Origin of the sequence: Pseudomonas sp. CC6-YY-74 (assembly GCF_002025205.1) — a bacterium.
GTDB classification, from domain to species: domain Bacteria; phylum Pseudomonadota; class Gammaproteobacteria; order Pseudomonadales; family Pseudomonadaceae; genus Aquipseudomonas; species Aquipseudomonas paeninsulae.
On sequence record NZ_CP019947.1, the window covers coordinates 4,897,234 to 4,913,030 of the forward strand.

Here is a 15,797-nt window from a genome sequence, read left to right on the forward strand (position 1 = left end):
TTAGCGGCAATAGACAATGGTATTTGACCGTTGCCCGCGGCAAAGGTTGGCCATGCCGGCGCGCAATTTCGGCGCTCTCCTCGCTCAGCGGGCTTGATTAAGTGACCAGTCATAGTCGAGGAACTCGATCCTGGGCGTGCTATTGGCTGCAGGCCGCTGTGCCGGAGGGCTGAGCAGGGGGGCTTGCTGGATCAGGTAGTTGTCCAGCGAGCCCCAGCGCTTGGCGAAGTCCTCAGCGTACCAATCGAAGATTTTAGAGACCTGAAAACGCCCGCTGGCCGGGTCGAAACGGTTTCGGCTGCGATCTTTCAGGAAGCGTCGTTGGCTGTCTTCCAGTTGCCCGTCGAGGGTGCTGGCCACGAAGGCTTCGCTGCGCAGGGCCGGGCAACCGACCGAGGCGCAATTGGCGGCAAAATGGATACGCGGTTCATCGTAGACGCCGGGCGCGCGGATCAGTGTGTGCTCGATCTGGTCCAGGCTCAGGCTTTGCCCCAGCAGAGGGATGAACGCCTGCTTCCAGGGGCTGCTGAACAGCCCGCCGATATCCTTGATCGACTCCAGCGGGTAGTGGTCGAGGATCAGTTGTACCGTGAAGGCGTTATAGGCGTTGAGCAGAAAGGCCAGGCGCCGATCACGGCTCCAGCCGTCGAACTGCTGGCGGGAGACGCTCGACAGCGTGGCCAGATAGCTTGCCAGTTCAGCCTGATCCTGTTGGAAACCTCGATAGTCGACGGTACTGGCCACCCCTTGGTTAACCCAGGCGACGTGTTGCTCCAGCAGTTGGCTCCACTGCGCATGTTCATGGTCGAAGTTGCTGGCGTGCAGCGGACTGCTTAGCCAGAGCATGAGGCTGAGTAACAGAGTGCGCATGAAGGCTCCGAGCAGGCCGTTGAAAAATGTAGCGAGCGATGGCTAGGCAAGGCGAAATCAGTCGAAAAAGCGCAGTGTACGAGCTGTACATGAGCATTTTGAGGCTGAATTCAACGCGGCATAGCCGAGCGCAGTAGTTTTTCAACGGCCTGCTAGGGATTATTCGACGTGCAGGCGGATGTGTTGCGCTGGCCGTACAGTCGAACCAAGCGCCTAGCCGGTACGCCGACCGCATAGGCGAGTGCCAGCAGGCGGTTATGCAGCGAGCGCCGCCACCAGCCGTCGCGTTGCCAGCGTCTTGGGTCGACTTGAACACCCTGGCCGATCCGCACGAAGCGGCCCAATTGGCGCAGTTGCTTGATCAGCTCCACTTCCTCGAACAGTGGCCAGGGGCGGTGTTGGCCGCAGGCAAGGTAGGCGCTGGTTTCGACGAACACGCCTTGATCGCCATAGGGCACGCCGAAGCGGCTGCGCCAATCGATGAGGCGTTCCAGCAAGCGGCTTTGCCAGCAGCTGGGTCCGGCAAAGCGGAAGGCGAAGGCGCCGCCGACCGCACCCGAGGCCACCGCCGTCTGTATGTCCGGCAGGGGATTGCCCAGCAGCTGAGCATCGGCGTGCAAAAACCACAGGATCGAATGACGCGCGTGTTCAGCGCCCAGGCGCAGCTGTTCGCCTCGGCAGGGTGTGGCCGGCAACCATTGGGCACCATGCTGCTGGCATAGGCGGTTACAGCTTGGGCTACGTGCGGCATCGACCACTATGATCTGCAGCACTTGCCTGGAACGCGTGGCCAGCTGATGCAGGCGGGACAGCAGGGGACCGAGTAACGCCTCATCGCGCCAGCAGGGAATGATCACACTGATCGGTGTTTTATCAGGCATGCGCAGGTATTCCGAGGTCGTGCACGGCATCGCGCAAACGCAGTCGTGCGGGGCGCGTGTCCGGTTCGAGGGCGCGGGCCAGCAGCTGCAGATCTTCCTGGTGATCGATGTCGAAGTAGTCGCCGGTCTGTACCAGTGAATGCCCGGCAGCCTGGCACTTGTCGGCCAGCGCCTGGGCCAGGTGCTCAGTGCTCCAGGGCAGGTCGCGCAGGTCTGGCCATGGGCGGTTCGAGGCCATCAACACGACACCGCCGTCGCGTGCCTTGAGCAGTACCGTGTCATGGGCGTCGAGTAGTTCGCACACCGTTCGGTAGTCACTCGGCTGCAGGACCGGGCAATCACTGCCGATGAACAGCAGGCGCTGCTGGCCCTGCGCGCGCAACCGGCGGTCCAGGTCGTTGAGGCGTTGACCGAGGTTGCCTGGGTGCTGCGCCAGGCAGAGGGCCAGGGGGCATAGGGACTTCCCCCAGGCCACGTGCTGAGGGTGATCCGGCGCCAGTGCCTTGGGCCCTGGCCAGTGCTGGAGATCCTCCAAGGCGCAGTCGAGCAGGTGCTGGGCGATCCTGAGCGTCTGCTCCAGCCCCAGCTGCGCTGCCAGGCGTTGCTTGGCATGGCCGAGCGCTGGGCGCTTGCACAGCAGGACCAAGCAGGCGGCGGTAGGCGCGATTTCGGAGGTAGGGCGGTCAGTCAAGCAAGTGCTCCCGTCTCTGCGGTGGAGTGAGACCTGGTTGTCCAGGTTGGCACTCTTATGAGCCGTTGCTTGAGCTTTTGTTACAGCGCGGGTAGCTCCGCCTTTGAATTAAGACATGCTCGGTCCATAATCAGCCGCATGAACCGCGGACGCCCTAGATCTTTCGACCCCGACTTTGTCCTGGAAGCTGCCATGCAGCTTTTCTGGGGCAAGGGCTATGAGGCCACCAGCCTGCAGGATCTGCTTGAGGCGACGAGACTGTCCAAGAGCAGCCTGTATGAAAGCTTCGGCAACAAGCAGAGCCTGTTCGAAGCCGCCTTCAGTCGGTATGTCGAGAGCCGCACTCGCTACCTGCTGGAGCGCCTGGAGCTGGCCGAGTCGCCGCTGGTGTTCATTCATGAATGCCTGCTGTCGGTGCTCGACGACGCCGATCGAGCCACGCCGCGCGGCTGCATGCTGGTCAACGTGACCAATGAATTCTCCACCAGCGACCCGGCGGTGCAGCGCCTGATTGCCCTCGCCACGCGGCGTTTTCGTGGGGTGTTCGAGCAGGCTTTCCAGCAGGCGCAAGATGCAGGCCTGGTGTCGGCCACTCAACCGCCCGCTGCGCGCGCGCTGTACATGCACTGTGTGATGAGCGGCCTGCGCACCCAGACCAAGGCCGGCATGGAGCAGAAAGAATTGCTTACAGTTATCGAGCTGGTCATGGCGAACCTGGGCTAATTTTTTGACGTATTATGGACCTATCAGTCCGTAATTGAGGGCGCCGTGCTCTGCCATAAGGTTCCCCGCATGACCCCTGCCGTTGTCTTCGATTTTTATGTGACGTTCACCGCTAGCCAGCTCGTGCTCGGCCGACTGGCAGCACGCGGCGTCGACCAGGCGGCTGTACAGCGTTGGCAAGGCTCGGTTTTGTAACGCAGAGCCGCTTCGGCTCTCAAAGCAACAGTTCCCAAGAGTTTAGATTGTCATGCTGCCCACCTTGCCCCTGCTTAATGCCCTGAGTTTTCCAGCGATTCACCGCGCGCAACTGCACGCTCTGCAGATCAACCTCACCTACCTGTGCAACCAGCGCTGCCTGCATTGCCATGTCAATGCCGGGCCGACTCGCACGGAGGCCATGACCGACGAGAGCCTGGCCTTGCTGCAGCAGGTTATCGCCACTCATTCGGTGCAAACCCTCGACCTCACCGGCGGTGCCCCGGAGATGCACCCGCGCTTTCGCGAGCTGGTGATGTACGCCCGCAGCGAAGGGCTGCGGGTGATCGACCGCTGCAACCTGACGATTCTCTGTGAGCCGGGTTATGCAGACCTGGCCGAGTTTCTCGCCGCGCAGGGGGTGGAAGTCACTGCCTCGTTGCCCTGCTACTCGCGGGAGAACGTCGACAAGCAGCGTGGCGATGGCGTGTTCGATGCCAGCATCGAGGGCCTGAAGCAGCTCAACCGGCTGGGCTATGGCGTCGAGGGTAGCGGCCTGATTCTGAATCTGGTGTTCAACCCGCAAGGCGCCAATCTGCCGCCGCCCAGGCGCAGCTCGAAGCCGAGTTCAAAGAGCATCTGGCTGAGGACTTCGGTATTCACTTCAACCATCTGCTGACTATTACCAACCAGCCGATCGCGCGGTTTGGCAGCACCCTGGTGAGCAAGGGGCAATTCAACGGTTACATGCAGTTGCTGCGCGACAGTTACCGGCCGGAGAACCTCGATGACTTGATGTGTCGCAGCGTGGTCAGTGTCGACTGGCAGGGCTATCTGTACGACTGCGACTTCAATCAGATGCTCGAGCTGCCGATGGCACTGCCCGAATTGATCGGGCGTGACCGTGCCCATCTGCGCGACTTACTGCAGGCCACCAACCTGCACGGCAATCCCATCATCACCCGCGATCACTGCTACGCCTGCACCGCCGGTCAGGGTTCCAGCTGTGCTGGCGCATTGCAAAATCAATAAAGGAGCTGTCTGCATGGACACGCGTAAGTCGGCCTTGTTGGCCATCATCCTGTTGCTGTTGACCAGTTTCTTCGTCTTCGACCTGGGCCAGTACCTCAGCCTCGCCAGCCTCAAGGCGCAGCAAGTGGCTCTTAACGCCCAGGTGCTCGCCAACCCCTGGCTGTCAGGCGGCCTGTTCTTCGTGCTCTATGTGCTGGTCACCGCGCTGTCATTGCCGGGTGCGGCCTTGATGACGTTGGTCGGCGGCGCCTTGTTCGGCTTGTTGGGCGGCACCTTGCTGGCTTCTTTCGCCTCCACCCTGGGCGCCACGCTGGCCATGCTCAGCAGTCGCCTGTTGTTGCGCGACTGGGTGCAGGCCAAGTTCAGCAAGCGCCTGGCCGGGATCAACCAGGGCATCGAACGCGAGGGTGCTTCCTACCTGTTCGCCCTGCGCCTGGTGCCGGTGTTTCCATTCTTCCTGATCAACCTGGCCATGGGCCTGACCAAGTTGCCGGCGCGGACCTTCTGGTGGATTAGCCAGTTGGGCATGCTGCCGGGCACCCTGGTCTTCGTGAACGCTGGCCGTGAGTTGGCTCAGCTCGATTCGCTGGCCGGCATCCTCTCGCCAGGATTGATCGGGGCCTTCGTGCTGCTCGGCCTGTTGCCGATCATCTCGCGCAAGCTGCTGGAGCTGGTCAAGGCGCGCAAGGTCTACGCCGGTTGGCAGAAGCCCAAGCGTTTCGACCGCAACCTGCTGGTGATCGGTGCCGGTTCTGGTGGCCTGGTGTCGGCCTATATCGCCGCCGCGGTGAAGGCCAAGGTGACCCTGATCGAAAAGCACAAGATGGGCGGCGACTGCCTGAATACCGGCTGCGTACCGTCCAAGGCGCTGCTGCGTTCGGCCAAGCTGGCCAACGAATTGAAGAAGGCCGAGCAGCTCGGTTTCAAGCCGATCACCGGTGAGGTGGATTTCGCCGCGGTGATGCAGCGGGTGCAGCGGGTGCAGCGGGTGGTGGCGGATATCGAGCCGCATGACTCGGTCGAGCGTTATACCCAGCTGGGTGTCGAGGTGTTGCAGGGCGAGGCGAAGATCACCTCGCCCTGGACGGTCGAGGTCAATGGTCAGAGCCTGAGTGCGCGCGCCATCGTCATCGCCACCGGTGCGCGGCCGCTGGTGCCGACGATTCCGGGTATTGAGCTGGTGGCCCACTGACCTCGGACAACGTCTGGGATTTGCGCGAGCAGCCCAAGCGCTTGCTGGTGCTGGGGGCGGGCCGATCGGTTGCGAACTGGCCCAGGCGTTCCAGCGCCTCGGCAGTGCGGTGACTCAGGTGGAGATGACCGAGCGCCTGCTGATTCGTGAGGATCTCGAGGCCAGCGAAGCGGTGATGGCCAGCCTGCGCCATGATGGCGTCGAGCTGCGCTTGCAGCACAAGGCGGTGCGTTTCGAGGTGGTTGACGGCCAGCGGCAGATGGTTTGCCTCAATCTGGCCGATGACAGCGAAGTGCACATTGCCTTCGATCAGGTGCTGCTGGCCCTGGGTCGGGTCGCCAACGTCACGGGTTTCGGCGCCGAGGAACTCGGGCTGGAGGTGCGTAGCAACGGCACCCTGGAAACCAACGAGTTCCTCGCCACGCGCTTCCCCAATATTTTCGCGGTGGGCGATGTCACCGGGCCTTTTCAGTTCACCCACACCTCGGCGCATCAGGCCTGGTATGCGGCGGTGAACGGTTTGTTCGGCGGCTTCAAGCGCTTCAAGGTCGATTACCGGGTGATCCCTGGGCGACGTTCACCGACCCCGAGGTGGCCCGCGTCGGCCTCAACGAACAGGATGCCAAGGATCAGGGTATCGCCTATGAAGTCAGCCGCTTCGGCATCGATGAACTCGACCGCGCGATTGCCGACGAGGCCGCCCATGGCTACGTCAAGGTGCTGACCGTACCGGGCAAGGACCGCATCCTCGGGGTGACCATAGTCGGCGAGCATGCCGGCGAACTGATCGCCGAATACGTCGCGGCCATGAAGCACGGTTACGGGCTGAACAAGGTCCTGGGCACCATCCACATCTACCCGACGATGGCCGAGGCGAACAAGTACGTGGCCGGCGAATGGAAGCGTGCCCATGCCCCGGTCAGCGCCTTGCGCTGGCTGGCCAGGTTCCATCAATGGCGCCTGGGCGCGGCTGAAGGCGCGGCTAGCACCCAGCAGGCAGCTAATGACAAGGCCGGGTGACCACCCCGGTCGAGGTGCTGCGCGTCAGCAGCAGCGGCAGGATCGCTGCGCCTGGGGCCTCTTGCCCATATTGGAAACACCCTCACTTACACGCCACGACGGCCGTGTAGCAACTTAAGGCCGAGTCACAAGCCCGGTCCTAATAGGAAAGTGCGTTATGAAAATCTGGACTCTGTTGTTCCTTCGCCTGTCGCTTGGCTGGCTATTGGTTATTTGGGGGGCCGACAAAGTGTTCAACGTCGCGCACGGCATGGCGGTGGCCAACAAGTTCTATTTCGACTTCCTCAGTATCGAGAGTGTGCTGCGTGTCGGCGGCGTGCTGCAGATGCTGGTCGGTTTGGCCGTGGTACTGGGTTTCGCGCGGCGCTGGGTCTATCCGGCGCAAGTGCTGTTTAACGGCGCCTCGCTGTTTGCCGTGATGCAGTCGGTGATCGATCCCTGGGGCTGGGTATTCGACGGCAGCAACGTGCTGTTCTATCCCTCGCTGATCATCTTTGCCGGCAGCCTGTTGCTGATCGCCTTCCGCGACCAGGACCGACTGGCGTTGGATGCCGGCTTTTCAGGCAAATAAATTCGTAACAGGCATTCAGGTGCTGACTCAAGCAGGGTCAGCACACAAAAACCGCTGGCATTGGCATTACACCAAGAGCTGGAGTAACCGCAATGCACGTGATCACGTTGGGTATTGCCGCCTTGGTAGTGTCAGCAGTCACCATGCAAATGGGCGTGGCTAGCCTGCAAGCCGACTGCAAAGGCTGCATCGAAGACCGCCCCCTCAGTCTTCTCAACCGAACCTGCTACGTGTCCGGCATGCGCTACCCCGCGGTTCATCCCAGCAAACCGATCAACCCGTAACCGGGACATAGCCTTTCATCGACACGGTCGCCGGAACGGGCCGGTTCCCCGGTTCTGCGTGATCCGCACCTGCGCGCGGGTGAGCCTCAACCCTCCGCTGGCGCCTCTGGTACGCGTGCGGCCTGGCCGGTGCGTTCGCGCCAGCCACCGCCGAGCGCCTTGTACAGGTTCACTTCGCTAGCCAGTTGCGCCAGCCGATTGATGATCAACTCCTGCTGCGCGCTGAACAGCGAGCGCTGGGCATCGAGGAAGGTCAGGTTACTGTCGATGCCGACGCGGTAGCGGCGCTCAGCCAGGCGGTAGTAGTCCTGATTGGCTTCGACCAGATCGCGCTGGGCCTGCAGTTGCTGATGGTAGGTCTGGCGTGCCGCCAGGCCGTCGGCAACCTCCTGGAAGGCGGTCTGGATGGACTTCTCGTAGCGGGCCACGCTGATGTCTTTCTGGACTTTCGAGTAATCCAGGCTGGCGCGCAGGCTGCCCGCATTGAAGATCGGCAGGCTGATCTGCGGCTGGAACAACCAGGTGCCCGAGCCGCCGCTGAATAACCCGGAGAGGTCCGGGCTGAGGCTGCCGGCATTGGCGGTCAGGCTGATGCGCGGGAAGAACGCCGCACGCGCCGCGCCGATATTGGCGTTGGCGGCCTTGAGCAGGTGCTCGGCTTCGAGAATATCCGGGCGGCGTTGCAGCAGGTCGGACGGCAGGCCGGCCGGCACCTGGCTGAGCAGGTCGGCGTCGAGTGCTTGACTGGCTGGCAGTTCCGCCGGCAGGCCGCTGCCCAGGAGCAAGGTGAGGCCGTTGCGGTCTTGCGCGACCAGGCGCTGGTATTGCGCCAGTTTGACCCTGGCACTTTCGACCGAGGTGCGCGACTGGCTCAAGTCGAGCGCCGAAGCCACGCCGATCGCATTACTGCGCACGGTCAACTGGTGGCTTTGCTCGAAGGCCTTGAGGGTGTCTTGCGTCAGCCCCAGCAGGGCTTGATCGGCCTGCCAGGTCAGGTAGGCATTGGCGACACTGGCGACCAGGCTGATTTGCGTGGAGCGCCGCGCTTCTTCGCTGGACAAGTAGGTTTCCAATGCCTGCTGGCTGAGGCTGCGCACGCGGCCGAACAGGTCCAGCTCATAGGCGCTGACGCCGAGTGTTGCCGAGTACTGGCTGCTGATTCCGGCGCGGCCGGTTTGCCCGACGTCCGCCGGCAGGCGTTGCCGGCTGGCGCTGCCATCTGCGCTGACCGCAGGCAGCAAGTCCGCGCGCTGGATGCGGTATTGCGCGCGGTAGGCCTCGATATTCAAGGCGGCGATGCGCAAGTCGCGGTTATTCACCAGGGCGCTTTCGATCAGCTGCTGCAAGGCCGGGTCACGGAAGAACTGGCGCCAGCCTTGTTCGGCGGCGGCGATGTCGGCCGACTCGGTTGGCGAGTAGGCCTGGCCTTGCGGCCACTGGCTGGCCACCGGTGCAGGCGGTTGCTGGTAATCGGGTATCAGCGAGCAGCCACTGAGCAGCAGGGTGGCGACTGCGATGGAGGCTAAGGACGTGTTCATTGGGCCGCCTCCTCGACGAGTGTTGTGCGCGTCTTGCGCTGGAACAGCGAAGAGACGCTGACGAAGAACAGGGGAACCCAGAAAATCGCCAGAATGGTGGCGGTGGTCATGCCGCCGATCACCCCGGTACCGATGGCGTGCTGGCTGCCTGAGCCGGCGCCGCTGGAAATGGCCAGCGGCACCACGCCGAGGCCGAACGCCAGCGAGGTCATGATGATGGGGCGCAAGCGCATGCGGCAGGCTTCGATCGCCGCGTCGGTCAAGCTGCGCCCTTGTTCGTGCAGTTCCTTGGCGAACTCGACGATCAGGATGGCGTTCTTCGCCGCCAGGCCAATGGTCGTCAGCAAGCCGACCTGGAAGTACACGTCGTTCGACAGCCCGCGCAGGCTGGTGGCCGCGAGGGCGCCGATGACGCCCAGGGGCACCACCAGCATCACCGCAATCGGGATCGACCAGCTTTCATACAGGGCCGCCAGGCAGAGAAACACCATCAGCAGCGAGAGCGCATACAGGGCCGGCGCTTGCGAACCGGACAGGCGCTCCTCGTAGGACAGCCCGGTCCAGGAAAAGCCGATGCCCGCCGGTAGTTTCTGCGCCAGCGCTTCGACTTCCGCCATGGCCTCGCCGGAGCTGTAGCCGGGTGCTGGTGTACCGAGGATTTCCACGGCCGCGACCCCGTTGAAACGGGTCAGTTTGGGCGCACCATAAATCCACTCGCCAGTGGCAAAGGCCGAGAAAGGCACCATCTCGCCGCTGTCGTTGCGCACGTACCACTTGTTCAGGTCTTCCGGGCTCATCCGCGAGCTGGACTGGCCCTGGATGTACACCTTCTTCACCCGGCCGCGGTCGATGAAGTCGTTGACGTAGCTGCCACCCAAGGCAATCGACAAGGTCTGGTTGATGTTCGTCAGGGTCACGCCGAGGGCGCGGGCACGTTCGTCGTCGATGCTCAGTTGGTACTGCGGCTCATCGTCCAGCCCGTTCGGTCGCACGCCCGCCAGCACTTTGCTTTGCGCGGCCATGCCAAGGAACTGGTTGCGCGCGGCCATCAGTTTGTCGTGGCCGACCCCGGCGCGATCCTGGAGGAACACGTCGAAGCCGCTGGCGTTGCCCAATTCCATGACCGCCGGTGGCACGAAGGCGAACACCATGGCGTCGCGCAAACTGAAGAAATGCTGTTGCGCGCGTTGCGCCAGATTGAACACGCTGTTTTCCGCGGAGCGCTCGCCCCAGGGCTTGAGCATGATGAAGGCCATGCCCGAACTCTGGCCGCGACCGGCGAAGTTGAAGCCGGTGACGGTGAATACCGAGCTGACCGCATCCGCCTCTTCGCTGAGCAGGTGGCTACGCATCTCGTCGACCACCACCTGGGTACGTTCTGCGGTGGATCCCGCTGGCGTTTGCACCTGGGCGAAGAGCACGCCCTGATCCTCTTCCGGGAGGAAGGCGGTGGGGATGCGGGTAAACAGCACGACCATGCCGACGATGATCAGCAGGTAGGCCAGCAGGTAAGGCAGCTTGTGCCGCAGCATGCTCGCGACACCTCGCTCGTAGCGTTGTACGCCGCGCTCGAAGCTGCGGTTGAACCAGCCGAAGAAGCCGCGCTTGGGCGCATGCTCACCTTTGCCAATCGGCTTGAGCAGGGTCGCGCAGAGTGCCGGGGTGAAAATCAGCGCGACCAGCACCGACAGCACCATGGCCGAGACGATGGTGATGGAGAACTGCTGGTAGATCACCCCGGTGGAGCCGCTGAAGAACGCCATCGGCAGCAGGACGGCAGTCAAGACCAGGCCGATGCCGACTAGCGCGCCCTGAATCTGGCCCATGGATTTTCGCGTGGCTTCTTTCGGTGACAGGCCTTCTTCGGCCATGACCCGTTCGACGTTCTCCACCACGACGATGGCATCGTCCACCAACAGGCCGATCGCCAGCACCATGCCGAACATGGTCAGGGTGTTGATGCTGAAACCGAAGGCGGCGAGCACGCCGAAGGTGCCGAGCAGTACCACCGGTACCGTCATGGTGGTAATCAGCGTGGCCCGGAAGTTCTGCAGGAACAGGTACATCACCAGGAACACCAGGGCGATGGCTTCGAGCAGGGTGTACACCACGCCGGAGATCGACTCGGTGACCACCGGTGTGGTGTCGTACGGGAACACCACTTCCACCCCTTGCGGGAAGAACGGCTCCAGCTCGGCAATAGTGGCGCGCAGGGCCTTGGCGGTTTCCAGCGCGTTGGCGCCGGTCGCCAGCTTGACGGCCAGGCCAGAGGCCGGCTTGCCGTTGAACTGGGCGCTGATACCGTAGTTTTCGCCGCCCAAGGTCACCTCGGCCACATCGCCGAGGCGCACTTGCGAGCCATCCGGGTTGACTTTGAGCAAGATGGCGTCGAATTGCTCGGCGCTCTGCAGGCGGGTCTTGCCGATGATGGTGGCGTTCAACTGCTGGCCTTGCACGGCCGGCAAGCCGCCAAGCTGGCCCGAGGATACCTGGACGTTCTGTGCGGTGATGGCGTTTTTCACATCCACCGGGGTCAGCTGGTAGTTGTTCAGCTTGGCCGGATCGAGCCAGATGCGCATGGCGTACTGGGCGCCGAACACCTGGAAGTCACCGACGCCGGCAGTGCGCGAGATGGGGTCCTGCATGTTGGAGACGATGTAGTTGGCCAGGTCGTCCTTGGTCATGCTGCCGTCCTGGGAGACCAGGCCGATCACCATCAGGAAGTTCTTGACCGCCTTGGTCACGCGGATGCCTTGCTGCTGAACTTCTTGCGGCAGTAGCGGGGTGGCCAGGTTGAGCTTGTTCTGCACCTGCACCTGGGCCGTGTCCGGATTGGTGCCCTGGTTGAAGGTGGCGGTGATGGCCATGCTGCCGTCGGAATTACTTTCCGAGGTGACATAGCGCAAGTTGTCGATGCCATTGAGCTGTTGCTCGATCACTTGCACCACCGTGTCCTGCACCGTCTGCGCGGATGCGCCAGGGTAGTTCACGGCGATGGCGATGGCCGGCGGGGCGATGCTCGGGTATTGGTTGATAGGCAACTTGAGCAGCGACAGCGCGCCGACCAGCATGATGACCAGGGCAATCACCCAGGCGAAAATCGGCCGATCGATAAAGAATTTCGACATGCTTTACTCCCCCTGGCCGTCAGTTTTTGCGGTGCTCGAGACCAGCGGCGTTTTGGCGGCCTGGACATTGCTCGCTGCGCTGACGCTGACTTCGTCGCCGGGCTTGATGAATTGCAGGCCCTCGGTGATCAAGCGATCGCCGCTGTTCAGGCCTTGGTTGATCAGCCATTGATTGCCGATGGTGCGGTCGGCCTTGAGCTCACGCAGTTCGACCTTGTTGTCCTGGCCGACTACCAGTGCCGTGGGCTGGCCTTTCAGGTCATGGGTCACGCCTTGTTGCGGGGCGAGGATCGCCTTGCGGTTGACCCCGGCCTGCAGCTGGGCGTGGACAAACATGCCCGGCAACAGGTCGTGATTCGGGTTGGCGAACACCGCGCGCAGGGTCACCGAGCCAGTGCCTTCGGCGACCGAGACTTCGGAAAACTCGAGCTGGCCAAGCTCGGCGTATTCGCTGCCGTCCTCCAGGATCAGCTTGACCCGGGCGGCATTCTCGCCGGCTTTCTGCAACTGGCCGCTGGCCAGTTCACGGCGCAGCTTGAGCATCTCCACCGATGACTGGGTGACGTCGACATAGATCGGGTCGAGTTGCTGGATCACCGCCATGGCCTTGCTCTGGCCATTGCTGACCAGGCCGCCCTCGGTGATCGCCGAGCGGCCGATGCGCCCGGCGATCGGCGCCAGAACCTTGGTGTAACGCAGATCGATCTGCGCCCGCTGCACAACGGCTTCCGCCTGCAGGCGTTTGGCTTGCGCCTCGTCGAACTCCTGGCGGCTAACGGCCTGTTCGTCGACCAACAGCTTGTAGCGATCGGCCAGGGATTTACTCGACTGCAGCGAGGCTTGCGCGCTTTTCAGGGTCACGGCATAGGTCGAGGGGTCGATCTGGTAAAGCTGCTGGCCGGCTTTTACTTCGCGGCCCTCGGTGAACAGGCGCTTGAGAATGATGCCGTTGACCTGTGGGCGCACTTCGGCAATGCGGTATGCGGCGGTGCGTCCCGGTAGCTCGGAGGTCAGGGTAAAGGCTTGCGGTTGCAGGGTGACTACACCGACTTGAGGCAGTGGTGCGGCAGGGGCCGCTTCTTCTTGTTGGCAGCCGCTGAGCAGTGCGCTCAAGGCAACGGCGGTGACCAGCGCAGGGGAAACTGGATTGAATCGCATGGGAGCCTCGGTCGGGAACGTGGCAAGACGCTTGAGCAAAATGCCAGTGACAAATTTTGGGGAGAAGCTGGATAAGTAGCCTGCTAACCAATATACTTACGTTCATGAATGTTTGTAAGTGATTTTTAATACGCACAAGCACAAAATGTAAAACTCAGCCAAAGGCTCAATGAAAGCCTTGCCTGCTAACAGCTTGCTGCGTGAAGCCATCCTGATTGAGGGTTACTGCCATGGTTCGTCGTACCAAAGAGGAGGCGCAGCAGACGCGCAGCCAGATACTCGAGGCGGCCGAAAAGGCTTTCTATGAGCGCGGCATATCGCGCACCACGCTGGCAGAAATTGCCAGCATTGCCGGCGTCACTCGCGGAGCGATCTACTGGCATTTCAAGGACAAGGCTGGCCTGATCCAGGCCATGCTGGATAGCTTGCACGAGCCGCTGGACGAACTGGCCAAGGCGGGCGAGAGCCCGGATGAGGTCGACCCGCTGGGCTGCATGCGCCAGCTGCTGATCACCTTGTTGCAGCGGGTGGCGCTGAATCCGAAAACCCGGCGGATCACCGAAATTCTCTTTCACCGCTGCGAACTCACCGATGAGATGAGCGACCTGCGGCAACAGCGTCAAACCGACAGCGTGGAATGCAACGGCCGCATCGACCAGTCGCTGCGTAATGCGGTCCACCGCAAGCAACTCCCGGCGACCTTGGACACGGCACGCGCGGCAATCTGCCTGCATGCTTACATCGATGGCATCCTCAGCCAGTGGCTGCTGGTGCCGGAAAGCTTCTCACTGCAGCGCGATGCCGAACTGCTGGTCGATAGCGCCCTCGACATGTTGCGTGAAAGCCAGGCGCTGCGCAGGTAAGGCGGCGTTTGCTGCGGCTGCAGCCAGGTTTACTTGGGAGCCTGGTATAAATTTTCAGGTTTTCCGGGTGGCGCTTTCCGGCTGCAGGGTGAGCGAGTAGAGGAACAGGCCCCGTCCATGCGCTCGCCAACATTCCCGGCACTGTACGCAGGTTGGCAGTCATGCTCGGGCAGCACGCGCAGGTAGTTGATGGCAGCGCCTTTATCGCGCGCCGGGTCTTCATAGAAGCGTACCCGTTCATGGTGCTGCAGCCAGACAATCGGCAATAACTGACCTGTTTGGTGCCCCCTCTCCAGCTCAGACGACTGCGCTATCCGACTTGCCGGGTGAGCGCTGCCAGAGCATCCCCCTAAGGCCTGTTGACGTTTCACCTAGACGGTCACAGGCAATCCATGCGCATCGACGGCCCGGTCGATCTTGCTGGGCTGGCCAGCGCGGCTGTTGCCAATGGCATCAGGATGATTACTGGTTGGGGAGCGCTCACCCGCATCCGCTAGAACATCCCTGAATGTTGCCGCTGCAGCGCTCGTGGTTGCGTATGGGTTCTTGTTGGCGCCGTGAGTCCCTTTTGTTTCAACTGTTACCAGGACCTGAATGGCTGCTCGCCCGGGCGCTACTGCCCGTCAGCCGGGTTGATGGGGGGATGGCCATTTGCCGAGGCGGTGCGCGTGCGGCCTGGGGTTCAAGTCGTCCGCATGCACGCCGAGTCCTGACATGCGGTCATTGACACCGGGGCTGACAGCGCTATTCTCGTTGTGTGGGAAAATTTCCCACACAACGATGCTAACTGGCTCCGAAGGATCGTGCGGGAACTGCAGTTGCACATTCATGTTGCAGATAGATGACCGCGCTGGTTGGCTGGCCGCTCCAATAGGCGGCTGACTGGTTATTGCATTCGATACGGGGATGATTACGCACCCCCAAACGGAGGTTCATCATGCTTCTGAAGAAATGTGTGTTGGCTCTAGCAATTGGCGGAATCCTGTCGGCATCTACCGTGCTGGTGCCGGATTACATCGGTGGTTTTTCCAGTGTGTATGCCAAAGAGGGTGGCAGCGGCGGCGGCGGTGGCGGTGGCGGCCACGGTGGCGGCGGAGGCGGTCACGGCGGTGATGGCGGCGGTCGCGGTGGCGACGGCGGCGGTCACGGTGGCGACGGCGGCGGTCGTGGCGGTGACGGAGGCGGTCACGGCGGGCGCGGCGGCGACGGCGACGGTCGCGGCGGCGACGGCGACGGTCACGGCGGGCGCGGCCACGACGGCAACAGTGGTCCAGGGAGCGCGAACAGCGGACGTGGCCATGACGGACGCGGTCATGACGGACGTGGTCATGACAATGATGCGGATCACGAGGCTGGCGGACCGCACGGCGTCGGTCACGGTGCGGACGACGGTCCCGACCATGACGTCGGCGAGGCCCATGGTGTAGGCCACGGTGCGGACGACGGTCCCGACCATGACGTCGGCGAGGCCCATGGTGTAGGTCACGGTGCGGACGACGGTCCCGACCATGACATGGGCGAGGTCCATGGTGTCGGCCACGGTGCGGATGACGGCCCCAACCATGATGTTGGCGACGACCGCTCTGGGGCTTGAATAGTCGCTCCAGTTGTCCACAAAGCCCGGAGTTCCTCTGGGTTTTGTGGTGTTGGA

The 15,797-nt window shown here is 62.6% G+C and carries 16 protein-coding genes and 2 pseudogenes; 10 read left to right on the forward strand and 8 right to left on the reverse strand.

Annotated elements, in window-relative coordinates; translation table 11 throughout:
- Positions 1 to 84 precede the first annotated feature (84 nt).
- The 3 genes from B2D37_RS22290 to B2D37_RS22300 all read right to left on the reverse strand — a co-directional run bounded on the left by B2D37_RS22290 (position 85) and on the right by B2D37_RS22300 (position 2,442).
- Positions 85 to 870, reverse strand: coding sequence for a DUF547 domain-containing protein (locus tag B2D37_RS22290; RefSeq protein WP_079204738.1), 786 nt, complete (start codon positions 868 to 870; stop codon positions 85 to 87).
- 152 nt (positions 871 to 1,022) lie between these two features.
- Positions 1,023 to 1,751: a TIGR04283 family arsenosugar biosynthesis glycosyltransferase gene (locus tag B2D37_RS22295; RefSeq protein ID WP_079204739.1), complete on the reverse strand. Its 729-nt coding sequence runs from the start codon at positions 1,749 to 1,751 to the stop codon at positions 1,023 to 1,025.
- Complete coding sequence (locus tag B2D37_RS22300; RefSeq protein WP_218190351.1) at positions 1,744 to 2,442, reverse strand: DUF2064 domain-containing protein; 699 nt, start codon at positions 2,440 to 2,442, stop codon at positions 1,744 to 1,746. Before B2D37_RS22300 ends, B2D37_RS22295 begins: the two co-directional genes overlap by 8 nt.
- 192 nt (positions 2,443 to 2,634) lie before the next feature.
- On the opposite strand from B2D37_RS22300, the gene B2D37_RS22305 reads away from it, so the two are divergent.
- The 9 genes and pseudogenes from B2D37_RS22305 to B2D37_RS22325 all read left to right on the forward strand — a co-directional run bounded on the left by B2D37_RS22305 (position 2,635) and on the right by B2D37_RS22325 (position 7,459).
- Positions 2,635 to 3,165, forward strand: a complete 531-nt coding sequence (locus B2D37_RS22305; protein ID WP_079204740.1) for a TetR/AcrR family transcriptional regulator — start codon at positions 2,635 to 2,637, stop codon at positions 3,163 to 3,165.
- Between the two features lie 69 nt (positions 3,166 to 3,234).
- Positions 3,235 to 3,360, forward strand: a complete 126-nt coding sequence (locus B2D37_RS23945; protein WP_256573123.1) for a hypothetical protein — start codon at positions 3,235 to 3,237, stop codon at positions 3,358 to 3,360.
- 52 nt (positions 3,361 to 3,412) lie between these two features.
- A complete protein-coding gene (locus B2D37_RS23950; protein ID WP_256573124.1) occupies positions 3,413 to 4,039 on the forward strand; it encodes a radical SAM protein in 627 nt (208 codons plus the stop codon).
- Positions 4,018 to 4,392 (forward strand): DUF3641 domain-containing protein, encoded by a 375-nt coding sequence (locus tag B2D37_RS23955; RefSeq protein WP_256573219.1) that lies wholly within the window; start codon positions 4,018 to 4,020, stop codon positions 4,390 to 4,392. The genes B2D37_RS23950 and B2D37_RS23955 overlap by 22 nt, the downstream gene beginning before the upstream one ends.
- 13 nt (positions 4,393 to 4,405) lie before the next feature.
- A complete protein-coding gene (locus B2D37_RS24285; protein WP_371915417.1) occupies positions 4,406 to 5,584 on the forward strand; it encodes a VTT domain-containing protein in 1,179 nt (392 codons plus the stop codon).
- Positions 5,532 to 6,023 (forward strand): annotated as a pseudogene (locus tag B2D37_RS24290) (FAD-dependent oxidoreductase); the annotation flags it as partial. The gene B2D37_RS24285 and the pseudogene B2D37_RS24290, both read left to right, overlap by 53 nt.
- Positions 6,024 to 6,082: 59 nt before the next feature.
- On the forward strand, positions 6,083 to 6,604 hold the full coding sequence (locus B2D37_RS24295; protein WP_371915466.1) for a hypothetical protein: 522 nt from the start codon (positions 6,083 to 6,085) through the stop codon (positions 6,602 to 6,604).
- A 157-nt stretch (positions 6,605 to 6,761) separates the two neighbouring features.
- The gene (locus tag B2D37_RS22320; RefSeq protein ID WP_079204741.1) at positions 6,762 to 7,175 is read left to right on the forward strand and encodes a DoxX family protein; all 414 of its coding nucleotides are present in this window, start codon (positions 6,762 to 6,764) and stop codon (positions 7,173 to 7,175) included.
- A 92-nt stretch (positions 7,176 to 7,267) separates the two neighbouring features.
- A complete protein-coding gene (locus B2D37_RS22325) occupies positions 7,268 to 7,459 on the forward strand; it encodes a hypothetical protein (protein WP_079204742.1) in 192 nt (63 codons plus the stop codon).
- A gap of 86 nt (positions 7,460 to 7,545) precedes the next feature.
- Here the strand turns inward: B2D37_RS22325 and adeC are convergent, their stop codons facing one another.
- From adeC to B2D37_RS22340, 3 genes are read right to left on the reverse strand one after another with little or no spacing between them, the layout of a single operon-like run.
- On the reverse strand, positions 7,546 to 8,997 hold the full coding sequence (adeC, locus tag B2D37_RS22330; RefSeq protein WP_079204743.1) for an AdeC/AdeK/OprM family multidrug efflux complex outer membrane factor: 1,452 nt from the start codon (positions 8,995 to 8,997) through the stop codon (positions 7,546 to 7,548).
- The gene (locus B2D37_RS22335) at positions 8,994 to 12,125 is read right to left on the reverse strand and encodes an efflux RND transporter permease subunit (protein ID WP_079204744.1); all 3,132 of its coding nucleotides are present in this window, start codon (positions 12,123 to 12,125) and stop codon (positions 8,994 to 8,996) included. Before B2D37_RS22335 ends, adeC begins: the two co-directional genes overlap by 4 nt.
- A 3-nt stretch (positions 12,126 to 12,128) precedes the next feature.
- A complete protein-coding gene (locus tag B2D37_RS22340) occupies positions 12,129 to 13,283 on the reverse strand; it encodes an efflux RND transporter periplasmic adaptor subunit (RefSeq protein ID WP_079204745.1) in 1,155 nt (384 codons plus the stop codon).
- 230 nt (positions 13,284 to 13,513) lie between these two features.
- Here B2D37_RS22340 and B2D37_RS22345 point away from each other — a divergent pair, with 230 nt between their 5' ends.
- Positions 13,514 to 14,146 carry a TetR family transcriptional regulator gene (locus tag B2D37_RS22345; RefSeq protein WP_079204746.1) on the forward strand — a complete coding sequence of 211 codons (633 nt, stop codon included), beginning with the start codon at positions 13,514 to 13,516 and terminating at the stop codon, positions 14,144 to 14,146.
- A gap of 380 nt (positions 14,147 to 14,526) precedes the next feature.
- On the opposite strand, the pseudogene B2D37_RS23370 reads toward B2D37_RS22345, so the two are convergent.
- Positions 14,527 to 14,613 (reverse strand): annotated as a pseudogene (locus B2D37_RS23370) (IS5/IS1182 family transposase); the annotation flags it as partial.
- A 497-nt stretch (positions 14,614 to 15,110) separates the two neighbouring features.
- Positions 15,111 to 15,761: a hypothetical protein gene (locus B2D37_RS24300; protein ID WP_079204747.1), complete on the reverse strand. Its 651-nt coding sequence runs from the start codon at positions 15,759 to 15,761 to the stop codon at positions 15,111 to 15,113.
- Positions 15,762 to 15,797: the final 36 nt, after the last annotated feature.

Bases quoted from the DNA above. Each gene is read 5' to 3' on its own strand.
- B2D37_RS23950 (WP_256573124.1), top strand. From the start codon at position 3,413: ATGCTGCCCACCTTGCCCCTGCTTAATGCCCTGAGTTTTCCAGCGATT.
- B2D37_RS24285 (WP_371915417.1), top strand. From the start codon at position 4,406: ATGGACACGCGTAAGTCGGCCTTGTTGGCCATCATCCTGTTGCTGTTG.
- adeC (WP_079204743.1), bottom strand. From the start codon at position 8,997: ATGAACACGTCCTTAGCCTCCATCGCAGTCGCCACCCTGCTGCTCAGT.
- B2D37_RS22305 (WP_079204740.1), top strand. From the start codon at position 2,635: ATGCAGCTTTTCTGGGGCAAGGGCTATGAGGCCACCAGCCTGCAGGAT.
- B2D37_RS22320 (WP_079204741.1), top strand. From the start codon at position 6,762: ATGAAAATCTGGACTCTGTTGTTCCTTCGCCTGTCGCTTGGCTGGCTA.
- B2D37_RS22340 (WP_079204745.1), bottom strand. From the start codon at position 13,283: ATGCGATTCAATCCAGTTTCCCCTGCGCTGGTCACCGCCGTTGCCTTG.
- B2D37_RS22295 (WP_079204739.1), bottom strand. From the start codon at position 1,751: ATGCCTGATAAAACACCGATCAGTGTGATCATTCCCTGCTGGCGCGAT.
- B2D37_RS22335 (WP_079204744.1), bottom strand. From the start codon at position 12,125: ATGTCGAAATTCTTTATCGATCGGCCGATTTTCGCCTGGGTGATTGCC.
- B2D37_RS23945 (WP_256573123.1), top strand. From the start codon at position 3,235: ATGACCCCTGCCGTTGTCTTCGATTTTTATGTGACGTTCACCGCTAGC.
- B2D37_RS22290 (WP_079204738.1), bottom strand. From the start codon at position 870: ATGCGCACTCTGTTACTCAGCCTCATGCTCTGGCTAAGCAGTCCGCTG.
- B2D37_RS22325 (WP_079204742.1), top strand. From the start codon at position 7,268: ATGCACGTGATCACGTTGGGTATTGCCGCCTTGGTAGTGTCAGCAGTC.
- B2D37_RS22345 (WP_079204746.1), top strand. From the start codon at position 13,514: ATGGTTCGTCGTACCAAAGAGGAGGCGCAGCAGACGCGCAGCCAGATA.